Source organism: Sphingobacterium sp. PCS056 (assembly GCF_023273895.1).
Lineage (GTDB): Bacteria > Bacteroidota > Bacteroidia > Sphingobacteriales > Sphingobacteriaceae > Sphingobacterium.
In genome coordinates, this window is record NZ_CP096883.1 from 5,140,261 (window position 1) to 5,156,340 (window position 16,080).

Consider the following 16,080-nt stretch of genomic DNA (forward strand, 5'->3'; position numbering starts at 1 on the left):
ATGGATCATCATGAAACACTTCCCGTATATTCCAAATCGAAACTTGCATTGAGAAATGGTCAAGATCGGCCGGAAATATGGGTGGCTTTTCAAGGATTAATATACGATGTCACAGCAAGTAGATTGTGGAGATCCGGAAAACACTATGAGCATTGGGCGGGTCAAGACCTAACTGAGGAGCTTTCAGAAGCTCCTCACTCAGATCAAGTATTTCTTAAGTTTCCAATAATAGGAAAAATAGGATAATTAAATATCAAATTTAGCTAAAGAAACGAAAGCCTTCAATCGAGCTTCGATTTCTTCCTGCGTTAAAGTCTGCAAGCGTTCAGTACCAAATTTCTCAACACAGAATGATGCTAATGCGGATCCATAGACCACAGCATTTTTCATATTGGTAAAGTTAATTGTTTTCACTTTAGCCAAATAGCCGATAAAACCACCTGCAAACGCATCACCCGCACCGGTTGGATCAAACACTTCAGCCAAAGGCAATGCTGGAGCTGAGAAAATCTGTCCTTCACCGAATAATAAAGCACCATGCTCTCCTTTTTTAATGATCAAATATTTTGGTCCCATTTCAAGAATAACAGCAGCAGCTTTTACCAACGAATACTCACCAGATAGCTGACGAGCCTCACCATCATTAATAGTTAATACATCAACATGTTTCAATACCGCTTTCAAATCATCCATAGCGATATCCATCCAGAAATTCATGGTATCTAAAACAACCAATTTAGGTTTGTTTTTTAGGCGATTTAAAGTCGTCATCTGAACTTGAGGAGTCGCATTGCCCAATAACAAAAATTCGCAATCTTGGTAACTCTCAGGAATAATCGGATCAAAATTTTCCAATACATTCAATTCAGTAGTGATGGTATCACGACTGTTCATATCGTTATGATACTTACCAGCCCAGAAAAATGATTTACCCCCCTCTATGATCTGGATACCCTCAACATCTACACCTTTACTCGTAATGATATTGAGATTATCATCTCCAAAATCTTCACCGATTACGCCTACTAATTTTACTTGGTCATATAAGAAAGACGCTGAAAGTGCTGCGAAAGTTCCCGCTCCACCAACAATTTTATCTGTCTTACCAAAAGGTGTTTCGATAGCGTCGAATGCCACCGTACCCATTACTACTAAACTCATAGTGTATAAATAAATAACTTTAAACAAAAAAAAACCGGCTTTTTAGCCGGTTTAACCTAATGCTCCTGAAGCTGGGCTCGAACCAGCGACCCTCTGATTAACAGTCAGATGCTCTAACCAGCTGAGCTATTCAGGAATCTTCTCAAGAAAGATGACTATATATCCTTCTCTTTTGATGCCACAAAAATAGCTAAATTCAACGTATTTCCAAATTATTTTAAATATTTTTTACTTTTTTTTTATCGAAATTATGATCATATTTAGATTATAAAATAGTAGCGATTGAAAACAAAGCAATTACATCATCCTATTACTTTAATAATTTGATTTAAATTTATTCCCTTATGCACAAAGTTGCTGTAAAAACAAGCACCCTTCTTCTCTTAGCCGCACTTGTTGTGAGTTGTAGCAAAAAAAATGTAACAGATGATGACCCGATAAAAGAGCCCGATACAAAAACCACACGTATCGAAAGATTGACAGACTCTCTTTTCTATTATGCAACAGATGCATATTTATGGAACACCGATCTTCCGACGTATACCGTTTTCAATCCACGACAATACAGCAAAGGAACTGATGAATATGAAAACCTCAACGCCGAACTATTTGCCATTACACGTTACGGTATAAATCCGAAGACGACACGACCTTATGAATATAGTTCCGATAATGAAACAAAATATAGTTATATCGACAAAGAAAGCTATAATGGGAGTACCGCTTTTATTAGAAAGAACGAGTCAGCATCTCTCGACTTAGAAGGAAATGGAAATGACTTTGGTTTGAAAGTAGGTCTTTATGGAACCAATACAGACTACGACATTAAAATACAATTAACCTATACTGGTTCTCCAGCCGCTATAAAGCAGTTAGATCGTGGAGATGTAATCACTCATATCGATGGCATTAAATATGGATCCAACTTCAACAGTGAAATAACAGCACTAAACAAAGCCCTATTTGATAGTGAATCAACCACAATCAAAGGGGTAAAACTTGATGGAAAATCATTTGAATTCACATTAAATAAAGCAAGATATAAAACTCGTTCAGTTGTCAAAGATAGTGTGTATACCAGTGGAGCCAATAAAATTGGCTATTTTGCATTCACTTCATTTTCTAGCCTGGAACATACACAAGCCGATCTGACCAACACCTTTAATAAGTTCCAAACTGCAGGTGTTACGGATCTGATTATCGACTTACGCTATAATGGTGGTGGCTACATCAATACTGCTCAGTTTATTGCCAATAAAATTGCTCCAGCCTCTCTAAATGGGCAGCTGATGTTTTCAGAACATTATAATAGTACCATGCAAAACAACAAAACGCAATATCTGAAGAACCTGCCTTATCAGACAACGGATCGAATGGGAAATCCTGTAACGAGTAATTACGGTAATATTGATTATAGTGTTTCTGGCAATACATTTAAGTTTGCCCCAACCGGAAATTTAAATATCAAATCCATTGTATTTATTGTTACAGATAATACTGCTTCGGCCAGTGAACTACTCATTAACATCTTTAAGCCGTATTTAAATGTAAAATTAGTAGGTGAAAAAACCTATGGAAAACCGGTCGGATTCTTTCCTTTGACTATTGGAGGTTATGATGTCTACATGAGCATGTTTACATCGAAGAATTCAAAGAATGAAAGTGATTACTTTGATGGCATGTCCGTTGATAAAGCTAGCAGAGATGATGCAGATTATGCATTGGGAGACTTAAAAGAGCAATCATTACAAGCAGCCTATAATTACATTACCACGGGCAGTTATCTCAATAGCTCATCTGCAATTTCAAGTATACGGACATCAACGACCCAAATCAAGAAGTTAAAGGATTTATCCCCCAATCAGTTCAAAGGGATGGTAGAACATCGATTAAAAACAAGATAAACGCAGAAAGCCTTTCCAAAATGGAAAGGCTTTAATTTTTGTCTTCTCATGCGCAATTCTCAAATCAGATGATTGTTTCATCACCTAAATTGATCGATATAAGAATCGATATAAGAAATGATCACTATATAAGATACATTTAGCAAAGAGTAATTATCACGCATGATCAATGACCATCGGTTTCAGAATCCTTTCCTTAAAGGTCTTTCCGGATCCAGAAACAGAAAATCTTTCAAAATCGTCCAGGCTTTTTATTTTTTGCAGTTCTAGATTGAGATCAGGATCAGATTTTATCGTCGATAAAACGGCAGGGTCATCTTTCATGAAATCAGACAGAATAATAACACCTTTTTCCAATCCAAGAGCAATCAATTCAGAAAACTTCGTATTGGCATATACATGTTCGGGTTTTCTAAAATACTCATTATTGAGCTGAACATATTTACCGACAATCCATAAAGCGGTCTTTTCACTCTTAACACCAATCTTCCCATCCTGAACAGCAAGTTCATTTATAAAATGATGCACCTCAACAATATTGATTAAGCCAAAATGATATAAATCCCTCATCATATAATCAATCCTATCCGCACAAAGGGCAGGAAGGGCCATCTCAAGCAAAGTATATTTTGGATCTTCCAGTAAAGAAGTACTGAATCCATGTTTAGTGAGAATAGATGGTATAGTGGAATTTGCAATTACTTCTTTAAAAATTTGCTCATGATAATCTTCTCCTGACTTTTGCAGGACATAATCGCTAACATGTGAAAAAGCAGTATGGGAGACATCGTGCAAAAGGGCAGCAATCTGCTCTTCCAGACTACCTCCAAGTTTCTTCACAAGAAGCATCACTCCGATCGCATGTTCATATCTGCTGTGACTAACATGTGGTGAAACCAAAAAAACCGCACCTCCCTGATGAATATTTTTTAATCTTTGAACCGGTGCCGAACTTATGAGATCGCTGAGTATATCTTCAAGTTCGAAATTACCATAAAAAATATCGATTAACGTCATCATACAAATATAATAGATTTAGATAATGGTAGAGATAAACAAAATGAATAACACAATTTTCTGATGATCTAGAAATTTAAAATCAGTTTTTATAATTGTATGGAGATTGTTCATTGGTATTCACCGAAAAGTTGACCTATGCAATGAGGGCAAGATCGAAGCGCCAATGTCGGCTTTATATTTATGAACTTACACCTCCCGCTTAGAGCAGACTATGGGATAAAAAAAAAGGAAAGCGACCGTTTTACCGTGCTTTCCCTTTTGCTCCTGAAGCTGGGCTCGAACCAGCGACCCTCTGATTAACAGTCAGATGCTCTAACCAGCTGAGCTATTCAGGAATCATTCAAGAGTATATTGCTATAACTCTTTTTGGTTTTAAGAATTTACATTCTTATCTTTTAAATAAATTCAATCTAGACTATCGATTGAATGACGATTTTACTATCTAAAATCGCTTTGCTCCTGAAGCTGGGCTCGAACCAGCGACCCTCTGATTAACAGTCAGATGCTCTAACCAGCTGAGCTATTCAGGAATCCGGTTAATTTTCCGAAGCGTCATTTCCGTTTCGGTGATGCAATTATCGGAAGATTATTGCAATCCTACAAATCTTTTAAAAACATTTTTTGCAACTCCCTCGCTTCCAACAAGAATAATTTTTATCCCATTTAGATCAAAACACCCTTTAAGAGCAAAACAGCAAACGTGAAGTAAATCAGAAGACCCGTTACGTCAACTAAAGTGGATACAAATGGAGCCGAAGAACTGGCAGGATCTGCACCAAGTTTTCTTAAAATAAAAGGGAGCATTGATCCCATCAACGAACCCCAAAGCACAACACCTACCAACGAAAAGCTGACCACAAGACCGACTAAAACCCAATGTTCACCATAAGCATGCGAAAATCCCTGCCAAGTCATAATTCGGATAAATCCTAAAATCCCAAGTATAAGACCCAACATAAATCCAGAGACTAATTCTCTCTTCATCACTCTCCACCAATCACCTAGTGTAACCTCACCCAGTGCCATGGCCTGAATAATTAATGTCGAAGCTTGTGAGCCACTATTACCACCACTCGATATAATGAGTGGCATCAAAGCAAAAAGCATGATAGCACTCGCTAATTGATGCTCAAAATGCTCGATGACGGTAGCTGTCAACAATTGTCCAAAAAACAAGACCACTAACCATCCCGATCGCTTTTTGACCAGATTGACAATAGACACATCCAAATAAGGTTCATCCAAAGCCTCCGTTCCCCCAAACCGCTGCATATCCTCAGTATACTCCTCATTTGCGACCCATAAAATATCATCAATCGTCACAATCCCCAACATGATTCCCGCTTTATCAACAACAGGCAATGCAACACGATTATTCATTCGAAAGATATTAACAGCCTCCTCCTGAGGATCATTGGCATTTAAAGAAATCAATCTATTATCGATAAGATCACCAACGACAACATTGGGGTCTGCCATCAGGACATCTTTAATACGAATATCATCGATCAATTTGCCGGCAGCATCAATGACATATAACACATCAATAGTTTCCGAATTTTTTCCATATTGACGAATATGTTCTAAAATTCGAATGATATTCCAGTGAGGCTTGACAGTGATATAATCAGGCGTCATCAAACGACCAACACTATCTTCCGGATATCCTAATAAAGAAAGAGCTTCTTTCCGATCTTTTGGAGGTAATAAAATAATTAATTGTTTTACGACATCACCATCCTTCAATTCACTAAAAAAGGAAGTTCGATCATCGGGGGGCATTTCATTAATCAGTTCACTAATTTTACCACCAGAAAGCTTCTTAAAAATACGCTCCTGGGTAGGGAAATCCAAGATACGAAATACATTAACAGCACGGTTCAGATTTAAGGTCTCTATGAAGATATGGGCATACTCGGGAAGCTCATCGATCAGTGCCTCCACATCTGAAATATTTAGTTCATTTAAATATGCTTGTAATCCATCAGTATCCTTCGACTCAATGAACTGTTCAATTTGTTCAACTTGCATTTCCAATTCTTCCATAGTTCCCTTTCTTTACTAATATGCTACATCGGTGTATTTAAAATTTTATGCAAAAATCGTCTTTTTAAAAATAATATAAGAATTTATTTATAGTCTATTCCAAATACTTATTTTCACTTACGCATCGATGACAAAAAACAATATGAACTTCATTTTCATTTCATTTGAGAAAGGTAAGCAACTCTACGCGGTAATTCAAAACAATTAAAAAACAAGACATATTGTCACTCACACATGTATCCGAAAGAAGTGAAATTTTTGAAATAGAATTTGAGATAAATTAAAATAGATGCACGCATGTGCACAACTCTAGCGTATCAAGAAACTCCTAATAGGTCGATTTAGATTAATCGTATTCCAAATCGATCCCTGAATCAGATACTCCTTTAAAATCAAGCAATCACGCAGTTAAAATAGATAGAATAAAAGTTGCAAAAATAGAGAAACAAAGAAACAGAATACTCATTATCAATTGATTGAAATAAAAAAAACACCAAAATAAGTAAATTAAAATAAAAAACTTATATTTAGTAATCGATTTATAAAAAAGCACAAGTATAATAACAAACTATAACATAACCACTTAATAACCAAATGGTAAATAAATCATTAAATTAACAAACAGGAGTAATACTAAAATAATTAGCAATTAATGAAAACAACGATATAAAACTACCGTAAGTACATGAAAATCTACCTGTTATCTTTAATATTCTCTATTTTCACTTTCCATACTAGTTACTGTCAAATTTTTGAAGACAGTCAAGCCCCTCCGTCACAAAATTGGCATCAGATTGACTGTAAGGAATTTAGACTTATTTTCCCAATTGAAATGGAAAAGAAAGCCTCTACCCTAGCCGATCAAATTATACAATATCTAAGGATAAATGGTAAAGATTTACAGATAAAACCTCGAAAAATATCACTCATTCTACAAAACACAGAGCTGCGACCTAATGGATTTGTACAATTAGCTCCTCGAAAATCCGAATTATATAGCAGTCCCTCACCCGAACCAGATAACCAAGAGTGGCTATCTAATCTAGCATTACATGAATTGAGGCACGTTGCCCAATTTGACAAATTGACAGGAAAACTAAAAGCTCCTTTTTTAGAACAATTAGCACTCGCCATTTATGGATTAACGTTACCGTCGTGGTATTTCGAAGGTGACGCTGTCTGGACAGAAACCTTTTTTTCAAAAGGTGGAAGAGGCAGACTCCCATCTTTTGAAATGACTTTAAAAGCGAATGAAAGAAGCGATAAAAAATACAGATTTGAAAAATACATACTCGGATCCTATCGCGATAAAATTCCGAGCTATTATACAATAGGCTATTTCATGACTGAATATCTAAAACGAAATTTTAAAGAAAATTTTGAACCAGAACTATATCAAAATATCAACAAAAATCTACTGACCCCATACAATTTCAGTCGATCATTAAAGAAAATAACAGGATATAATACAACAGGTTTGTTCACTAACACGATGAGCGTCCTGAATAATAAGTGGAGACAAAATGAACAAACAAACGCATTTTCTGTATACCCAATAATTGAATTTAAAAGCAATAAAAACTATCAAGATTGGCTGCTACCGAAAAGTGATGAACACAGCAATTATTTTTCCATTTTGCAAACTCCCCATAACACCTCTGAAATTATTAGAACAGATCCTGATCATCATATTTCAACACTCATAAAATTAGGTTACCAAACGGTACCAAATTATGATATGCGAAATAATATGATTGTATGGGATGAAGTAAGGAGAGATCTGCGATATACAAAAAGATCCTATAATGTTATCAATCTGTATCATTTAGAAACAAAAAAGCAAGAACAAATCAGCTCTAAAAGTCGCTATTTCTACCCCATTATACATCCACATAAACCAGAGATCCTCACACTTGAAGTCGATCTAAGTAACCAAACTGCAATTGTCATAATCGACATCAAAACAAAAAAAGTACTTAAGAAAATCCCGATCGACCCCGCTATATTTCTCCAACAACCCTCATTTAATGCTGACGGATCCAAAGTAGTTGCTATTGCAATTTCAAATAAAGGAACAAATTTAGCGGAAATAGTATTAAACTCTGGACAGATCACATTACTGCAAAAATGGGGAAATGAACAATTTGAAAGACCTCAATATATAGACGAAGATCAGATTTTATTTAAAGCGCAATACTCGGGGCTAGATAATATATATCAATACCATAAGCGATCAAAAAAATTGACAAAGCTCACGAATGTCCCATTTGGTGCATTCAATCCTTTTTATGACCCCTATAAAAAGGAAATTCTATTTAATAACTATCAATATAACGGATATAAAATATCAAAAACAGCGCTACTGCATAACGATTCACTAAATGCAAATTCCTTTACCCTAGCGATGACTGATATAGATCAAAGTATAGAAAAACAATTTTCCAATTATTCCGATACCACAGCACAACATACAATATCTCCTTATAAAGGTTTATCCAGAACATTTAATTTTCACAGCCTATCATTAAGCAATACTAATTTCGAAAGCTTAGACAACTTTAAACCAGGTATATTTTGGCTCTCCAACAACATACTCAATACCACACAAATTGTTCTCGGATATGAGTACGATACAGATATTAAAAAATCTATCTATTCTGCTACCCTAAATTACAATAAGTACTTTCCAAAATTCACTTTGAAATATGAGAATAGAGGGCAGATAGGTACAGCTACCATTAATAATAAAACAGATAGCACCATCAACTTTGATTGGAGAGAACATGATGTAAGCGGACAAATATCCATACCGCTGGCTTATTACAGCAAAAACTATGTTTATAGCACAGGATTTAATTTTGCAACATCCTACCTTCAACGATACGATTTAAGTATCAATAGTTTGAAAAACTTCAACTCAAAGGTATTATTCCCATTAACCTATCAATTTTACTGGAATAGAAATGCGATGATGTCAAAAATGGATATAACACCAAGATGGGGACAAAACTTCAGCATCACATACCGTCATCTCCCCTTTGACAATCAACAAGGCACATTATTTTCAATCAGAAGCGGTTTCTATATTCCAGGATTGGCTACCAATCATGGTTTCCAAGTACGGTTTGGATATCAAAAAGCATCAGGCCGCTATCAGTACAGCAATGATATTCCAACCATTAGCGGATATGGGTATTACAAATATGAAAAAATTAAGAATACGCTATTAATAAATTACAGATTTCCTATTAGCTATCCCGATTGGGCTATTGGCGGTTTAACCTATATCAAACGGATCAAAGGCGGAGTATTTGCCGACTACCAAAATATACATCATCAATCCGATATCAGTCCAAAAACCTTTGGCCTCTCTGTATCTGCAGATTTTAATGCCTTTAGATTTCCATTGCCAAATTTTGAAGCAAGTCTCAAATTGACTTATATCAATGATATCACAGCTAGCCAGAAAGTTGTTCCCGTATTTAGTCTCAACTACACTTACTAACGACAAAAGGCATCACATCGATGCCTTTTGCTTCATTATTTTTATGATTAATTAATCCTCTATAGCTTTTACACCAGGTAATACCTTACCCTCCATATATTCTAACAAAGCACCACCACCTGTCGATACATAGCTTACTTGTTCAGTCATGCCAAATTTAGAAACCGCAGCAGCAGAATCTCCACCACCGATCAAGGAGAATGCACCCTTTTCAGTTGCACTCACCACTGCATCTGCAACAGCTTTTGTTCCAGTAGCAAAAGTATCAAATTCAAAAACACCCATAGGACCATTCCAAAGAATCGTTTTAGACGCCTCGATTACTTTTGCAAAAGCAGCACCCGATTCCTTACCGATATCAAGACCTTGCAATTCCGCAGGAATCTCATCATTAGGACCATCATACACTTGAGCATCATTAGCAAATTTATCTGCAATCTGAGCATCAGTAGGTAGTATTAATTTCACACCTTTATCAGCAGCTTTCTTAACCAATGCTGTAGCCAAATCCAACTTATCAAGTTCTACCAATGATTTTCCGATCTCACCGCCACGAGCCTTTACAAAAGTATAAGCCATACCACCACCGATAATCAAATTATCAACACGGTCCAATAAAGCTTCGATTAATTCTAATTTATCTGAAACCTTAGCCCCGCCCATAATAGCAGTGAATGGACGTTCAGCCTTATTTAAAACTTTCTCTGCATTTCCAAGTTCTGCAGCCATTAAATAACCAAAATATTTGGCATCAGGAAAAAATTGTGCAATCACTGCAGTAGAAGCATGTGCACGATGCGCTGTACCAAAAGCATCATTCACATACACATCTCCCAATTTCGCTAACTTCTCAGCAAAAGCGACATCACCCTTTTCTTCCTCTTTATAAAAACGAAGATTTTCTAAAAGTAATACTTGACCAGGTTTCAAGTTCTTCGCTTTATCTACAGCTTCTTCACCAATACAATCATTTGCAAATTGAACATCTACACCTAAAACTTGAGATAAATGGGATACAATGTGTTTTAATGAATATTTATCCGTCGGTCCGTCTTTTGGTCTACCTAAGTGTGACATCAAAATAACCGATCCACCATCAGTTAAGATCTTTTTAATCGTAGGAGTTGCACCTTGAATTCTATTATCGTCTGTAATATTAAAATTATCATCTAAGGGAACGTTAAAATCAACACGTATCAGCGCTTTTTTGTCAGCGAAGTTTAAATTATCTACTGTTTTCATTTCTATTGTTTTTGTGAAGTATTACTAGTCCATTCAAATGGACAGCTAAATATAAAAAAAGCCTTTTACTATCCGAATAATAAAAGGCTTTTTTTGATAAATTTGAAAAGAATTAATGTATTTCAATCGAATATGGCAATTTTGCCATAATACCCGATTGACTGGAAACATTTTTAATTACATTAAAATAATTATAAAACTCCCCCATTTGTTGCTGAGCCATCCAGATCTGCACCTTTTCCTTAGATGAATTTAAAAACATAGATAAGGCATCATCTTTAGCCGGATATTGCTTGACCGCATATTGAGCTATTTTAGCTTTTTTAGCAGCAGATTTTATAGCATCATCGATACCACCAATACGATCTACCAAACCGATTTCAAGCGCTTGTTTACCCGTCCAGACACGACCTTGACCAATAGTATCAACCTGAGCAACAGTTATTTTTCTTCCATCCGAAACACGTTTCATAAATGTTTGATACACACGATTCACTTCCATCTGGATGATATCACGTTCTTCAGCAGTTAAAGGTCTATCGGGAACCATACCCAAATCCGAAAACTTACCTGTTTTAACACCATCAAAGTGTACACCAATTTTATTGTTCAACAAGTTTTTAAAATTGGGAATCACACCAAACACGCCGATAGAACCTGTAATTGTATTATTCTCCGCAAAGATAGAATCCGCGGCAGCAGAAATATAATAACCACCAGAAGCAGCATAATCACCCATAGAAACAACGATCGGTTTTACCTTTTTTGTCAATTCGACCTCTCTCCAAATAACATCAGAAGCTAAAGCAGATCCTCCAGGTGAATTAACGCGAAAAACTACAGCTTTCACATCTTCATTCTCACGCAACTTCCGAAGCTCTCTAGAGATCTTATCCGAGCCTATTTCATCTTTAGATCCTTCGCCACTTACAATTGCACCTTCAGCATACAAAACCGCGACTTGAGATGTCTCAGAACTGGTATTTGTTTTCGATTTATAATCCATTAAAGATACAACAGATAGATCATCCTTTGCCGATACGTTCAGTTTTTTCTTTAATGCTGCAATCAGTTCATCTTTATAGAATTTAGCGTCAGCCAATTTATAACGCACAGCATCATCTGCATTTCGAACCAAATAATTATGAGCAATATTCCGCAATGAATCCGCACTCATTTTTCTAGAAGTTGAAATCTCCTGAATAAAAGAATCATAGATACTTCCCAAATATGAATTTACTTGCAAACGGTTTGCAGCACTCATTTCATTTAAGAAATACGGTTCAACCGCACTTTTAAAAGTCCCGACTTTGACCACCTGCATATCAACTCCAAATTTATCGAAAGCATCTTTCATAAACATAGTAGAACTGGCCAAACCTTTAAAATCAATCGTTCCTTCTGGATTTACATATATTTGATCAGCAACACTCGCTAGGTAATATGCTTTTTGAGAATAGCTTTCATTATAAGCAACGATAAACTTACCTGATGATTTAAAATCCAGCAAAGCATCTCTAATTTCTTTTAGACTAGCAAATCCAGTAGCGATTGTGCTCGCATCCATATAGATGCCTTTAATTTTACCATCCTCCTTTGCATTTCTAATTCTAGCAAGAATATCATCCAAACCTAGATTCTTCAAGTTATAGCCCGGGATATCCAGAGAGCCAAATGGATTTTCCACCGAACGCTCTGAAATCGCATGATTAAAAGTAAGGTATAAAAGCGTATTATCTTTCACGATAACCTCCTTTTCCGAAGAAGCTGAAGTCACCAATGCACCTATAATACCGAGTGCTATAACAAATAAAACTACTGTTGATATCACAATTCCAGTGACAGTAGCCAGTACATATTTAAAAAATGATCTCATATAATAAAAAATCTAAAGTTCAATTGATTCATTAGTTGTCAATTCTGTACAAATGTTACAAATATATTTTTAAATCTTTCATATAATTAACTAAAATTCTATATTTATAAGGTGAAAAGCATCTACATTTTATTAGGAGCAAATCTTGGCGATCGAACAGCGCAATTAAATGACGCGTTAATCGCTATTGCAAGTTCAATTGGAAAAATTACAAGAGTATCTACGATCGTCGAAACCGCAGCTTGGGGCGTAGAAGAACAACCTAGTTTTCTCAATCAGGTTATTCAGGTTAAAACATTCCTCAATCCTATTGAAACCTTAGAAATCTGTCAACGTATAGAAAATCAATTAGGAAGAGTTCGTTCTCAAAAATGGGGAGCACGTGTCATAGATATTGATATCTTATATTATGAAAATGAAAGCGTCAACTTGCCACATCTTCAAATTCCACACCCTTACATCCAGGACCGTAAATTTACGCTCATCCCATTGGTTGAAATCGCGCCCGATTACATACATCCAGTTTTAAATAAGACTAACGATGAGCTGTTAGCCATATGCACAGACCCCTTAGACGTACATATTTATAATGAACATATATAAACACATTAAACCCGAAATTATTGAACAAAGTATGTTTAATAATGAAGAAATGATCAGAGAGTTTATTGCACTGTACCGGACACAGACTCCAATAGATTTTGAAAAATTAACAAAAGCAGTCCAACAAACAGATCATCAACAAATAATGAGTGCCGCCCATCATATCAAACCAACAATGGAATATATTGGAGCCTCGTATTTAAAAGATCAATTACAACTACTGGAAACATCAGCAAAAGAGATAGCCGCTATTGATCACATTCAATCACAATTCAATTCGTTAAAAATAGTGTTCGATGAACTATTTAATGAATTGGAGCAATATGAAAAATCACTATAACGATTATTTCAAACGTTGAAAATGTAACAACGAAAGGATAATATAGATGAGCAATATCATAGGCAAGGCTATAAACTGAAAAATAGCAAAAAGAGCAATTGCCAAAATCACGAAAATAAATTTAAATTTATTTTCTTCCCAGGACATCGAAGACAATTTCATCGAAAACAGTTTAATCTCACTGATCAACAGATAGCTCGTTATAGCAACGCTTATTAACAGAAAAAAAGGATTCAGGATGATCTGTGGGTATTTTTCTGCAATAAAAGGCAACGACAACACGTAAAAGGTATTCATTGGTGTATTTAAACCAATAAAGTCGGTCGTTTGACGTTCATCCAAATTAAATTTAGCGAGACGCAATGCCGAAAAGATGGTCACGACAAATCCCAAATAAGCTACTGCAGGTTGATCAACAAAAACCTCTCCCAGCAATTTATACATAATGATACCTGGTAAGAAGCCAAAACTTACCATATCAGCCAACGAATCCAATTCTTTTCCAATATTCGATTTCACGTGCAAGAGGCGCGCAACCATACCATCAAAAAAATCAAATATACCAGACGCCAACACACAATAAGCAGCTGACATATAATCCCCCTTTAGCGCCATCAGTACTCCGATACATCCACTAAATAGATTTAAACAGGTTATGGTATTAGGAATATGTTTTTTCATGTTTTCTGTATAAATAAAAAAGCCATCATTTTAATAAATGATGGCTAAATTATTAAAATCAAATGGGATTACCCATTCATACTGATCAAAAACTCTTCATTGGACTTAGTACCACGCATTTGCGCTAATAAAAATTCCATTGCTTCATTAGAATTCATATCTGCCAAATGATTACGCAATATCCAAAGACGACGAATCGATTCTTTATCCATTAATAAATCATCACGACGTGTACTAGAAGCAGTCAAATCGATAGCAGGGAAAATACGTTTATTCGCCAACTTACGATCCAATTGTAATTCCATGTTACCTGTACCTTTAAACTCCTCAAAGATCACTTCATCCATTTTAGATCCAGTCTCTGTCAGCGCAGTCGCTAAAATAGTCAATGAACCGCCATGCTCAATATTACGAGCAGCACCGAAGAAACGCTTTGGTTTATGTAAAGCATTAGCATCCACACCACCAGATAAAATTTTACCAGAAGCAGGAGCAACCGTATTATAAGCACGGGCCAAACGAGTGATTGAATCTAACAAGATCACCACATCGTGACCACATTCGACCATACGTTTTGCTTTTTCCAATACGATATTAGCAATTTTCACATGACGCTCAGCAGGCTCATCAAAAGTAGATGAAACTACTTCAGCACGTACACTTCTAGCCATATCCGTTACCTCTTCTGGTCTTTCATCAATTAATAAAATAATTAAGTAGACCTCAGGGTGGTTTTTAGCGATTGCATTTGCAACCTCTTTTAATAAATTTGTTTTACCCGTTTTTGGTTGAGCAACGATTAGACCACGTTGACCTTTACCAATCGGTGTAAACAAATCCATGATACGTGTCGAATAATTACTTGTTCCTAAATCCAAGTTCAGACGCTCATTAGGAAATAATGGCGTTAAGAAATCAAAAGGAACACGATCACGAATTTCAGCAGGATTTTGACCATTGATCGCCTCTACGCGCACTAATGGAAAATATTTTTCGCCTTCTTTCGGAGGTCTGATACTTCCCCTTACCGTATCACCAGTTTTTAATCCAAATAATTTGATTTGAGACTGAGAAACATAAATATCATCCGGGGATGTTAAATAATTATAGTCAGAAGAGCGTAAAAATCCATAACCATCAGGCATAATCTCCAACACCCCTTCGTTGACAATCACATTGTCGAAATCAGCATTTGATGAAGTTGATTCTGCTTTTGTTGGAGTTGGTTTTATTGCTGGAGCAGCTTTTATATTTTCTTCAGATTCTGAGTTTACTACTTCAGTAGTTGAATCTGTTTCTTCTTTTTCTTTTTTGCGAACAGGGACCGGTTCTGATGTTTTTGCCGTTCTTATTCTTTTTCTAGGTCGCTCAGTTGATTCATCATGATGCTCCTCCTTTACTTCAGAAGTATTTTCTGCGTCATCACCAGTACTGATAATTTTTTCTATAAGTTCTTGCTTTCTAAGCTTATCAGCGTCACCGATACCTATTAATTTTGCAATTTCGCGTAATTCAGACACGAGTTTTGCATTTAATTCATTAATATCCATTAAATTTTTATTATGATATATTAGGATTTTATTTTAAAATGAAATCTATTTATTGCGCTCCATTAATCATTTTGATTAACAAACCAAGGGATTTAAGAACTAAGTGATTTCTTTTATACCTGAAGCGGAATAAATTATGAGAACCTGCACAA

Annotated in this window: 12 protein-coding genes and 3 tRNA genes; 5 read left to right on the forward strand and 10 right to left on the reverse strand. The window is 35.7% G+C overall.

Translation table 11 applies throughout. From position 1 onward, the window contains the following. On the forward strand, nt 1-246 hold the full coding sequence (locus tag MUB18_RS21600) for a cytochrome b5 domain-containing protein (RefSeq protein WP_248754592.1): 246 nt from the start codon (nt 1-3) through the stop codon (nt 244-246). Here MUB18_RS21600 and MUB18_RS21605 read toward each other — a convergent pair whose 3' ends face one another. Both MUB18_RS21605 and MUB18_RS21610 read right to left on the reverse strand, forming a co-directional pair. Next, nucleotides 247-1,161: a PfkB family carbohydrate kinase gene (locus tag MUB18_RS21605; RefSeq protein WP_045754823.1), complete on the reverse strand. Its 915-nt coding sequence runs from the start codon at nt 1,159-1,161 to the stop codon at nt 247-249. 62 nt (nt 1,162-1,223) lie between these two features. Next, nucleotides 1,224-1,297: transfer RNA gene (locus MUB18_RS21610), tRNA-Asn, on the reverse strand. Nucleotides 1,298-1,505: 208 nt separating this feature from the next. Between MUB18_RS21610 and MUB18_RS21615 the strand changes: the two genes are divergently transcribed. After that, a complete protein-coding gene (locus MUB18_RS21615) occupies nt 1,506-3,065 on the forward strand; it encodes a S41 family peptidase (RefSeq protein ID WP_248754593.1) in 1,560 nt (519 codons plus the stop codon). 156 nt (nt 3,066-3,221) lie between these two features. Here the strand turns inward: MUB18_RS21615 and MUB18_RS21620 are convergent, their stop codons facing one another. The 4 genes from MUB18_RS21620 to mgtE form a co-directional block, all read right to left on the reverse strand. Continuing rightward, nucleotides 3,222-4,085, reverse strand: coding sequence for an HD domain-containing protein (locus MUB18_RS21620; RefSeq protein WP_248754594.1), 864 nt, complete (start codon nt 4,083-4,085; stop codon nt 3,222-3,224). A gap of 261 nt (nt 4,086-4,346) precedes the next feature. Further along, a tRNA-Asn gene (locus MUB18_RS21625) sits at nt 4,347-4,420 on the reverse strand. A 121-nt stretch (nt 4,421-4,541) separates the two neighbouring features. Then, nucleotides 4,542-4,615 (reverse strand) — tRNA-Asn (locus MUB18_RS21630). A 133-nt stretch (nt 4,616-4,748) separates the two neighbouring features. After that, nucleotides 4,749-6,131: a magnesium transporter gene (gene mgtE / locus MUB18_RS21635; RefSeq protein WP_045753400.1), complete on the reverse strand. Its 1,383-nt coding sequence runs from the start codon at nt 6,129-6,131 to the stop codon at nt 4,749-4,751. Between the two features lie 685 nt (nt 6,132-6,816). Between mgtE and MUB18_RS21640 the strand changes: the two genes are divergently transcribed. Then, nucleotides 6,817-9,636: a TolB family protein gene (locus tag MUB18_RS21640; RefSeq protein WP_248754595.1), complete on the forward strand. Its 2,820-nt coding sequence runs from the start codon at nt 6,817-6,819 to the stop codon at nt 9,634-9,636. 51 nt (nt 9,637-9,687) lie between these two features. Here the strand turns inward: MUB18_RS21640 and MUB18_RS21645 are convergent, their stop codons facing one another. Continuing rightward, a complete protein-coding gene (locus MUB18_RS21645; RefSeq protein ID WP_045753398.1) occupies nt 9,688-10,878 on the reverse strand; it encodes a phosphoglycerate kinase in 1,191 nt (396 codons plus the stop codon). Nucleotides 10,879-10,990: 112 nt separating this feature from the next. Continuing rightward, the gene (sppA, locus tag MUB18_RS21650; RefSeq protein WP_045753397.1) at nt 10,991-12,754 is read right to left on the reverse strand and encodes a signal peptide peptidase SppA; all 1,764 of its coding nucleotides are present in this window, start codon (nt 12,752-12,754) and stop codon (nt 10,991-10,993) included. A gap of 111 nt (nt 12,755-12,865) precedes the next feature. Between sppA and folK the strand changes: the two genes are divergently transcribed. After that, nucleotides 12,866-13,357: a 2-amino-4-hydroxy-6-hydroxymethyldihydropteridine diphosphokinase gene (gene folK / locus MUB18_RS21655; protein WP_094772857.1), complete on the forward strand. Its 492-nt coding sequence runs from the start codon at nt 12,866-12,868 to the stop codon at nt 13,355-13,357. Then, on the forward strand, nt 13,344-13,697 hold the full coding sequence (locus MUB18_RS21660) for an Hpt domain-containing protein (protein WP_052627539.1): 354 nt from the start codon (nt 13,344-13,346) through the stop codon (nt 13,695-13,697). The genes folK and MUB18_RS21660 overlap by 14 nt, the downstream gene beginning before the upstream one ends. A 3-nt stretch (nt 13,698-13,700) precedes the next feature. Here the strand turns inward: MUB18_RS21660 and pssA are convergent, their stop codons facing one another. Together pssA and rho are read right to left on the reverse strand one after the other, a co-directional pair. Further along, complete coding sequence (gene pssA, locus MUB18_RS21665) at nt 13,701-14,378, reverse strand: CDP-diacylglycerol--serine O-phosphatidyltransferase (RefSeq protein ID WP_248754596.1); 678 nt, start codon at nt 14,376-14,378, stop codon at nt 13,701-13,703. 68 nt (nt 14,379-14,446) lie between these two features. Beyond that, complete coding sequence (gene rho / locus MUB18_RS21670; protein ID WP_248754597.1) at nt 14,447-15,928, reverse strand: transcription termination factor Rho; 1,482 nt, start codon at nt 15,926-15,928, stop codon at nt 14,447-14,449. Nucleotides 15,929-16,080: the final 152 nt, after the last annotated feature.

What these genes read in the sequence shown, in the direction of transcription:
- MUB18_RS21660 (WP_052627539.1), top strand. Translation starts at nt 13,344, where the DNA reads ATGAACATATATAAACACATTAAACCCGAAATTATTGAACAAAGTATG.
- MUB18_RS21645 (WP_045753398.1), bottom strand. Translation starts at nt 10,878, where the DNA reads ATGAAAACAGTAGATAATTTAAACTTCGCTGACAAAAAAGCGCTGATA.
- sppA (WP_045753397.1), bottom strand. Translation starts at nt 12,754, where the DNA reads ATGAGATCATTTTTTAAATATGTACTGGCTACTGTCACTGGAATTGTG.
- MUB18_RS21620 (WP_248754594.1), bottom strand. Translation starts at nt 4,085, where the DNA reads ATGATGACGTTAATCGATATTTTTTATGGTAATTTCGAACTTGAAGAT.
- MUB18_RS21605 (WP_045754823.1), bottom strand. Translation starts at nt 1,161, where the DNA reads ATGAGTTTAGTAGTAATGGGTACGGTGGCATTCGACGCTATCGAAACA.
- MUB18_RS21615 (WP_248754593.1), top strand. Translation starts at nt 1,506, where the DNA reads ATGCACAAAGTTGCTGTAAAAACAAGCACCCTTCTTCTCTTAGCCGCA.
- mgtE (WP_045753400.1), bottom strand. Translation starts at nt 6,131, where the DNA reads ATGGAAGAATTGGAAATGCAAGTTGAACAAATTGAACAGTTCATTGAG.
- pssA (WP_248754596.1), bottom strand. Translation starts at nt 14,378, where the DNA reads ATGAAAAAACATATTCCTAATACCATAACCTGTTTAAATCTATTTAGT.
- MUB18_RS21640 (WP_248754595.1), top strand. Translation starts at nt 6,817, where the DNA reads ATGAAAATCTACCTGTTATCTTTAATATTCTCTATTTTCACTTTCCAT.
- rho (WP_248754597.1), bottom strand. Translation starts at nt 15,928, where the DNA reads ATGGATATTAATGAATTAAATGCAAAACTCGTGTCTGAATTACGCGAA.
- MUB18_RS21600 (WP_248754592.1), top strand. Translation starts at nt 1, where the DNA reads ATGGATCATCATGAAACACTTCCCGTATATTCCAAATCGAAACTTGCA.